Below are 3,014 nucleotides of genomic sequence, written 5' to 3' on the forward strand. Positions count from 1 at the left end.
CCAAACGCACCGCCCAAAAAAGAACCAAGAGGCATGCCTAAAGCAATAATCGATCCACGAATACCCAAAATTCGTCCCATAAACTCTTTGGGGACCAATTTCTGAACGGTTGTTCTGGCTAGTGGTGGATAACCTCCGAAGAGAAGTCCTGCCAAAGCCACGGAGATATACGTGTTCCATAACGAGTGAACCCAAAGCATGGGTACAAAACTCAATCCCCATCCCATCGCCATGACTGCCATAATGACCCCACTTCGGTTACCTTTGAGTGTTAGTCCACTGAAAGCCGAACCGATGAGTGAACCCACGAAATACGTTGTCCAAAAGCTTCCGAGAACGACTGCACTGCTTGCCAATTCGTTGTGCGTAAACAACGGCAGGGACACTTCCAATTGACCGTATGCAAGATTAAAACCCACCGCACCGAGTGTTATCCACCAAACCGAGGTTAACCCGTACAAAGTCTTAACGCCATCCCAAGTATCATGGAGGAACGAACTTCGTTGACTCGGTTCTTCTGACTCGCGGGTTTCAAAGTGTTGTTTTGACTCTTTGACAACAAATACACACAAGGCAGCTGCCCAAAACGACACGCCATCAGCAAACACTGCGACCGTTGCACCAAATCGTGCAATCAACAATCCACCGAGAAGGGGACCAAGTAATGAAGCACCATTCCAAATCGTTTCAACAATTGAGTTGGCAGGACCAAGCTCACCTTCTTTGACAAGGTTCGGGATAACCACCATCCAGCCAACGGTTGTAAATGGAGTTAAACAACCAGCAACCAGAACCAGTACAAACAGCACAAACATCGGCAAAGCATGTACTTGGTAAAGCAGTGGAATAGTCACAAACACGATACCAAGCAACACATTCGCAGTGACCAATACTTTCTTATGGGATGTACGGTCAAATACGTTTCCAACAACTGCACCGAGAAGGACACCTGGGAGTCCGAATGCAAGACCTAGCAATCCCATATATCCAGCATGTTTGGTCGTGACCATTGCGAACCAAAGAAGTGCGACCCAGCCGATCTGATCACCAAGCACCGAAATAGCGTCGGCAAATGTCATAAAGGCAAAGTTTCGTTGCCGAAATAAACCTAAATAAGTTAACATTTAATTCCCACCTCGTTAGGAGCCCCCTAGACAGAAGCTCATATGATCAGCGCATGGGGATTCCCCCAACGAGATGTATTAAATTGTAAATATTCTAAACATCGTCTATACCTCCATGAACTACATTACTAGGATTTATTGTACTGCAATTCTAATGATTCTGTCGTTATGCGGACCAATTGCGAAAGATTCCGAAAGTGTACGCCACCGTATAATCATACAACAGGTGGGCTCAGGGATCTTGTATTTTCGCGCCCGTTTGTCCCATATGAAACACAATCCTTCATGCTAAAAGCTTAAGAATTTCGCACATTTCGTTACAGTTTTCTGAAATGTCTTCTTTACGCTCTGACCTCGTCAACTCTAGTCGGAGCTCAGACAAATGAAGAGCGCGATAAATTAATCTACGCCATGCAGCATTATGGGAGTTTGGTAGGGCTCCATAAGTGTTCCAAAATGCGTCTCGCTCTGTACCAGGTTTTCTTTCTGCCATGAAGATAACCCAGTCAGACATCGGATCGCCCCATGAGGAACGGTCATGGTCGAAGATACCGATAATTTTGGGTACGTCGGCATCTGATGCTAGCATAAAATTCTGAACCCAAAGATCGCCATGTAAGAGATGTGGTTTTGTGATTTCATTTAGTACCGCCCTATTTTCAGAAGCAATTGCAATCACCCTACGTATATCATCCGCCTCACTTCCAACTGACTCCAAATCAGTCAACGTATCCTTTAGCAAGCTAATTACAGCCTCGCTCCAGGTGTCATAGTGGGGACCGACTATACGCCCAAACCGTTTTCCAATAGTGTAATGTATTGTCTTAGCTATGGTTCCGAGTTGTTCAAAAAATGCGCTCCATTCTGTTCTGTGGAAGGCGTTTAGACCTTGATGAGCAGGAATTCCATCCAACATTGACTGCCACATGTAGTCCCGCCTAATGAGTTCATGCGTAAAGTCAGCAAACAGCACGCGGGGCATCATTGCAGAAACTGACCCAAAAAACGGCAAGCTCGCATACTCGTTTCGCATGAGTTCACGGTGAATGAGCCCCTGCCTGCTGGGGTCAGGTGCAACTCGAAGGATTACGGGACGATGGTCGCCAATATCAACACGATACACACTGTTGTACGAACCCCCGTTGAGTTCCACAGCGGAGAGCACTTTGACAGTAGGACCGAATGCCCGATGACACACAGCCAAGAGTTGATCCTCAGTTATCGGCTCTTGAAAGGAACCAATTCCTCTATCGATAGACTCAAACTCCATAGAAAACCTCCTCAAAATCTCAATGGGTAGCGCAGCGTCTACAACGCCAAAAAAGAAAAAAACGAATAGTATTGTACTTCTTCACGGTTACGGACCGCAGTAGGTGCTCCTTCATGATGCGGCTGACCGTCTTCGATTACTAGGACAGCCTCCTGGCACCATACACACTCGTATCTCCCGGAGACTCAACCTGCACGTGCCCCAATCCTTGAAGTCACGCTTCCAAACTTTCCATCCCTGACTTATGAGCCGTGTCTATGATGACGTGGTCCCTATCCCAGACTTCGTAGTGTCTATTCTTCACCTGGTCCCAAGTGGGCAGCGCTAATCCCGCAATATCTGCAACTCGCGAGTTGATTCGCTGTCTATGCTCATTTTCGTCCGAGCACACCACTTCTATTTCTAGAAGCGGAACGTTAAGGGATTTCGCGACGACGCGCCACGCTTGGCGCGCTTCACTTATAGGGATCACCGTATCAACAACAACCTCAGGTCCTAATTTAAGATTCTGTTTCGCTATCTCGTAACAGATGATGTAGCCCGCTGATTCGTCAACCCGCCAAAAATGCAGAGCATGACTGTCGCCTCCGACCATTGCGCGTTCTGTCGCAATCCGGCCC

Annotated in this window: 3 protein-coding genes; all 3 read right to left on the reverse strand. The window is 47.2% G+C overall.

Features of this window, described 5'->3' with window-relative positions; all coding sequences use genetic code 11:
- A partial coding sequence (locus M4I36_RS14720; protein WP_258112516.1) for an MFS transporter occupies nucleotides 1-1,124 on the reverse strand: 1,124 nt, incomplete at its 3' end.
- 283 nt (nucleotides 1,125-1,407) lie between these two features.
- On the reverse strand, nucleotides 1,408-2,394 hold the full coding sequence (locus M4I36_RS14725; RefSeq protein ID WP_258112517.1) for a phosphotransferase family protein: 987 nt from the start codon (nucleotides 2,392-2,394) through the stop codon (nucleotides 1,408-1,410).
- 214 nt (nucleotides 2,395-2,608) lie between these two features.
- The coding region (locus tag M4I36_RS14730; RefSeq protein WP_258112518.1) for a P-loop nucleotide/nucleoside kinase family protein at nucleotides 2,609-3,014 on the reverse strand (406 nt) is incomplete at its 5' end.

Source organism: Alicyclobacillus sp. SP_1 (genome assembly GCF_024706985.1).
GTDB lineage: Bacteria > Bacillota > Bacilli > Alicyclobacillales > Alicyclobacillaceae > Alicyclobacillus_I.